Source organism: Psychromonas aquimarina ATCC BAA-1526, from assembly GCF_000428725.1.
GTDB classification, from domain to species: Bacteria; Pseudomonadota; Gammaproteobacteria; order Enterobacterales; family Psychromonadaceae; genus Psychromonas; species Psychromonas aquimarina.
In genome coordinates this window covers 1-5,585 of sequence record NZ_AUAM01000091.1, presented here as the reverse complement: position 1 = coordinate 5,585, position 5,585 = coordinate 1, and the positions used below count along the sequence as shown (strand labels likewise).

5 protein-coding genes and 2 pseudogenes are annotated in these 5,585 nt (G+C 37.4%); 3 read left to right on the top strand and 4 right to left on the bottom strand.

Annotation, left to right across the window (positions count from 1 at the left end):
- Positions 1 to 462: 462 nt before the first annotated feature.
- From G337_RS0118575 to G337_RS26665, 3 genes and pseudogenes are all read left to right on the top strand, one after another.
- A complete protein-coding gene (locus G337_RS0118575; RefSeq protein ID WP_028865212.1) occupies positions 463 to 858 on the top strand; it encodes a cupin domain-containing protein in 396 nt (131 codons plus the stop codon).
- A 25-nt stretch (positions 859 to 883) separates the two neighbouring features.
- Positions 884 to 1,466 (top strand): annotated as a pseudogene (locus tag G337_RS29605) (winged helix-turn-helix domain-containing protein); the annotation flags it as partial.
- Positions 1,467 to 1,561: 95 nt separating this feature from the next.
- Positions 1,562 to 2,461, top strand: a pseudogene (locus G337_RS26665) (IS982 family transposase).
- 515 nt (positions 2,462 to 2,976) lie between these two features.
- Here the strand turns inward: G337_RS26665 and G337_RS0118560 are convergent.
- From G337_RS0118560 to G337_RS0118545, 4 genes are all read right to left on the bottom strand, one after another.
- A complete protein-coding gene (locus G337_RS0118560; RefSeq protein WP_157619381.1) occupies positions 2,977 to 3,498 on the bottom strand; it encodes a hypothetical protein in 522 nt (173 codons plus the stop codon).
- Positions 3,499 to 3,534: 36 nt separating this feature from the next.
- Positions 3,535 to 4,407, bottom strand: coding sequence for a cytolethal distending toxin subunit B family protein (locus tag G337_RS0118555; RefSeq protein WP_028865209.1), 873 nt, complete (start codon positions 4,405 to 4,407; stop codon positions 3,535 to 3,537).
- On the bottom strand, positions 4,391 to 4,927 hold the full coding sequence (locus G337_RS0118550; protein WP_028865208.1) for an RICIN domain-containing protein: 537 nt from the start codon (positions 4,925 to 4,927) through the stop codon (positions 4,391 to 4,393). Before G337_RS0118550 ends, G337_RS0118555 begins: the two co-directional genes overlap by 17 nt.
- A 74-nt stretch (positions 4,928 to 5,001) precedes the next feature.
- The gene (locus G337_RS0118545) at positions 5,002 to 5,343 is read right to left on the bottom strand and encodes a hypothetical protein (protein ID WP_028865207.1); all 342 of its coding nucleotides are present in this window, start codon (positions 5,341 to 5,343) and stop codon (positions 5,002 to 5,004) included.
- Between the last annotated feature and the right edge of the window lie 242 nt (positions 5,344 to 5,585).

The following is a 5,585-nucleotide window of genomic DNA, read 5'->3' as shown; positions in this document are numbered from 1 at the left end:
TTAAATGGAGAGCCGTATGCGCTGAAAGGTGCACGTACGGTTCGGAGAGGAGAGGCTGAGAAATAGTGCGACTACGCTCTGCCTCTTACTCTACGTGCCTCTAGAGTGAAAGGCCTGTTTTATTATCTGTATATGATTGAGGATATCCATCAAACAAGAGAATAAAGTCAATATTGAACGTTTTTTAACAGTTTAAGCGGAATTTTTGTCTTTTAACCGCTTAGGTGTTTTTTCTCTGCGATATTTACGGGTTAAGCGCCATCGTTGAAATTCATTCGCAAGTCTGTTAAGTTGCCCTTGATTTTTCATATTGCTCACTCCAATTTGGGATGCAATAAGTAAATTAAATCTTTTACGCTAAGTTGAGCTATCTTGTCGTAAGCTCACCTTTTTTCTGATATTCTACGAGAGGCTTGTTTAGCCCGTCACGCTTATTGTTAATTCTTATGTAACAGGATTTTTATGTTAAAACTACTTTCTACAGCTCTTCTATTTACTTCACTAAGTGTCAGCGCCGCTACTTCAGTCGACTTAGTAAAAAGTACTACTTCCTGGGATGGTACAAGCCTTCCGGCTTATACACTGACTCAGCCTGAGGTGACTATTAAAGAAATTGTCATTGCGCCCGGTGAAAAACTGCCGATGCATCAGCATCCGGCTATTAACGCAGGTGTATTATTAAGCGGAACATTAACCGTTTATAGTGGTGACAAAGTATTAAATATGCAGGCGGGTGACAGCCTTGTTGAACTGGTGAACACCTCTCACTATGGAGAGAATACCGGTACAGAGGCCGCTAAGATTATCGTTTTCTATATATCTGAAAAAGGCCATGCAGTGACGGTTATTGATAAGTAATTTGTCTAAACTCGGGTCCATTTCTGATATTCAAAAACATATTCAAGAGACATATGGTGTGACTTACCACGTAAGAAATATTTACAGGTTAATGAAGGAATTAGACCTTATTTGGATCACTTCACGCTCTAAGCATCCTAAGCAAGATTTAGACGCTCAAGAAGTGTTTAAAAAAATTCTTAACTGAAACGATCACCATAATTCCAGGTCATATTGCGCTAGATAAAGTGGACGTATGGTTTCAAGATGAAGCACGATTTGGCCAACAAAATACGACTACGAGGGTCTGGGCTGAGAAAGGCAGTCGGTCAATGGTTGTTAAGCAACACCAGCTGGTCGATATGCGGTTGTTATAATGGATTGTACAAGTTGGCACTCAAACAAACTAATAGGCATCTTTGATAACTTATCAATTATGCACCTTCTCCCGTACTCATCTGAATTAAACCCCATTGAACAGCTATGGGACTTGTTAATTATCGAATCTGGCATTTAAAGACTATGACGATATAGTTGAACAAGTAAGTCGAGGATGGAATAACTTTAGACATCAAGTTGCCAAAGTGAAAACACTCAGTAAAAGAGAATGGGCTAATCTGATCACTTAATTAACCTCAGCTCGGGATAAAAAATTCAATTTAATTGAACTAAAAATACATTTCATGATCAGATCTTTGAATTCATTATTTCTGAGGTATTGGTAATGCAAAACTTAGTATCAGTCTTTTGCCATGTAGATGACTTCTACGATAAATTTGTGCCTGTTTTTGAAAATAAATTAATAACATAAATTAATAATCGATGGTACTCGTAAACGCAGAAGAAACTCCCGAATGAGCATGAGTGAATGCATGACGATAGTCATTGCCTTTCATCAGTCAAACTATAGGGATTTCAAGAACTTCTACCTTGGCCATGTATCAATGTATTGGAAAAATATTTTCCTAAGTTACTTAGCTATACGCGATTTTTAGAGTTAATGCCGAGCTTAATTGTCCCTATGTGTGCTTATTTTGAAACAGTTAAAGGTAAACCAACAGGGATTGCCTTTGCCGATTCAACAAGCTTAAAAGTTTACCATAATATCCGCATCCCAAGACATAAAGTGTTTGCAGATACAGCGAAACGTGGCAAAGGCACAATGGGATGGTTTTATGGCTTCAAACTTCATTTATTGGTTAATCATATTGGTGAAATAATTTCGGTAAGTATAACGGCAGGTAATACTAATGACAAAACTCCGGTACCAAATTTGTGTAAAAACCTCACGGGCAAACTCTATGCAGATAAAGGCTACATTGGTAAAAAATTGGCAGAAAAACTCTCCGAAAAAGATATCGATTTAGTCACAACAGTACGAAAAAACATGAAAGCCAAAGTTATATCTGCATTCGATAAAGCAATGCTATCAAAGAGGTACATCATTGAGACGATTAATGATCAGCTTAAAAATATATCTCAGATAGAGCATAGTCGACATAGAAGCGAAAATGGCTTTATGCTCAACGTGATGTCAGGTTTAGTTGCGTATTGTTTGAAAAAGCAGAAACCAAAAATCAAATTAGCAGATGATGAGCTCAAATTAATTCAAGCCCATCATTAAGATAAATTAAACCGATCTCAGGTTAATTAATTATTTTGGTATTATGGCCAATGCTTCGTAAAGGACAGATGAAAAACTCAGATAGGTTAACGCGTTGGGAGCAGTTTTATTCTTTAGCTACCTAAATGTACCTGTAGAGCTGAGCATTCAGCTTTTTTCGAAGATGCGACAGAACCAGATCTCGGGATGACTTATCCCGACTAGAGACCCGCCTGCAAGTACTCAAAAATGGGGCTTCACGCAAAAAATGAAGAAACAAGTAAAGAGGCAGTAGTCTAGTCCCAACATTGGAGGGCCAGATAAACAAATTTTGGTAATAATAGACTGCATGCTCGATAAACGGTAAATGGACAACCAAGAAATGGAAATGATGGTTGCTTGTGGAGTTTTAAATCGCTTCACCGGGCTGAGCCTGCCACAAAGTTACAGATCCAACTAATCAGCATCAAAAGACCTGAGGAGGTAGCGTTGCAACAAAGCCTTGAATTTGCGACAGAACCCTAGATCGTTATAGATCACTTTTTAGGTTCTGCTGCATAACTACTTCCCACTTTTGGAACAAATGACCACAAAAATGCAACATCGACATCTTTGTTTAATTCAGGGCATGTTTTGATAAATGGATAGTAGTAACTTCCATTCCACTGAGCAAATAAGCACCTATTGGTATCTTTAAACTGTAATAAAAAAGAACCCTCTATAGAGGGTATTCTTCTAAAACTATAATGATCTAGCTTATTAACATAACAAGAGGAGGCGTAGGCGATATTACCTTTATCTTCTAGGCATAATTTTTTAGACCTGTTATATAGAGCAATATATCCTCCTTTAATTAATATAGGATACCAAGTTGAATGTTCTATGTAAGATGGAGCTAAATAATATGGCTCTTGAAGCTGAAGAGCAGTGTCGGCGTAGTACGCCACGAGTAATGTTCCATACCTATGAGACATTACCCCTCTGTAATCTTCAATGCCAATGGAATAAACTGTATTAGAAAATAAAGAAATTAAAATAAAAGAAAACAAATGATACATTTTATAATTTCCGTAAAAATAGGTGACGTACATGGGTTATTGCCTTCTATACGACACGGCTATATGGTCGGATCTAAAATCTGGCATAATATATGAGGTAAGCGCCCCCAAAAGCCCACCATTTCCAGACAAGCTACCTGCTACTGAATAGTTTAGCGTTCTTGGTGTTGTTGCGGATAAATGAGTGATTTCATCAGGAGCAAAAATGGTTAAATTTGATAATAGATCAGGATATCTTTCCAATCTTCTGCGAAGGGTTTCAGGGTCTACATTATAATCACCTAAAATCATAAATTGTGCTTTTTGTAGGTTGTTATCAATAAAATACTGCCTTATTCTTCGAATAATTCCTACTGCATCAACCCCTCCAGAAGCAGATGCATGAATCGAAAAAAAATACACTCCCCCTACTTGAATCCCTAATATAGGTCTAACCGCAGGATAAGAAGCAGCTGGCGGAAGTATAATAACTCGACTTGCTCTACTTTCAGAGACAATAGCAACATTTACACGGCCAGCACCTGTATCATGATCTATATGATAAACGTACCTTCTATCTTCTGTTGCGCGACTCCTTATATCCCAAGAGTGCTCAGTAAGGATTCCATTGATATATTCTCCTCCATCAAGAGGTAGACCCAAACGACTTCCTGGAGTTGGCAGAATTCTCATCTCAGGGATATTTGGTACATGACCAGATTCTTGTAAGCTCAACACCTGGATTGCACTAATGCCTGTAACCATCCTTCTTATTTCATTCGTCCATCGACTCCCAATATCTCCAGCTGCACCTTGCATATTCCAATTACCAGCTTTAAAGTCTCTAATGTCATTAGAGGCTTGAACACTTCCAAAATAAAGGTAAAAGAGTAAAAATACTGCTGTTATATTTCTACTTGCTAGGAACATAGGCATCTCCAAATATAGGAATGAAGGACCATAAGAATTTTGAATCGACTTCTTGATTAAGAGGTGGACAAGTGTCCATATATGGGAAGTAATGCGCCCCTCCCCATAAGGTAATTACGCAGTATTGTGTATCTTGGAAACGTAATAAAAAAGACCCATTGTCTGTTGCTATCCTCTCTAAATATTGTCCTTTGTACTCTGATTTGCAAGGGTTCTGTATTATAGGTTTATTTTTCTCTTGTGCACGCTCTATACACATCCCTGTATCACGACTTCTGAGTTGCACATGCGACCCTTTTGTATACCACACCTCCCAATGGGAGGTTGATATATACGAAGGAGAGTCAAGATAATAAGGCTCATCAGCATCAAGAGCAGAACCTTCTGTTTTATAGTAAGTATAAATTAGCGTCCCATACTTATTAGACATTACAGATACATTATTCCCTTCTACATACCAATTGCCATATGCAAAAAAAGGAATGAAAAAATATAAAAACATCCCAATATAAAAAAACATCTTTTACAACCCTATTGAAAATTTAATTTATTTGATTTTAAAAAAAACCTAAAAAACTTAATAAGGAAAATGTCTTATGGTGCTACTATTTCAATTCCTGTCACATAATTAGACCCTGTGCAAACATTCACAAATAGTTTTTCCTCAAACGCATAGCGTGCTATATTGAACATTTCAGAACGTGGGATGACTTTTCTCTTTCCTTCCCTCAAGTCTAAAAAGTACCAGCTATTATCAATGAGAATATTCATTGCATAAGCATCCTTTTCAGTGGAAACATTAATGGACTTAATATGCTTTGATTCATGAAGATTTCTGTCTTCGCATAATGTCTGTAGGCTTTCACCTGGATAAGCGTGTGTATTATTTATTGTAAATAAAAAGTACACCGTGAAAAGCATGGTTATATTTTTCATTAAAAACTCCCTATTATGAAATATATACTTCACTAATTTTGACTTGTCTGGTAATTGGACCTAGTACGGTTTCGCCGTGAAGCGGGTTAGAGTCAATGTCACCCATCAGTCCGTCACCACCGCGCCAGAAGAAAAAGCAGAGCCGTTTATTTAGTAAACTCTATGAGTCACTTACCCCATAGTACATGAAAATAATACAGGTCAAAAATCACTTGCATTGGGGATTTTCCACACCTATCCCG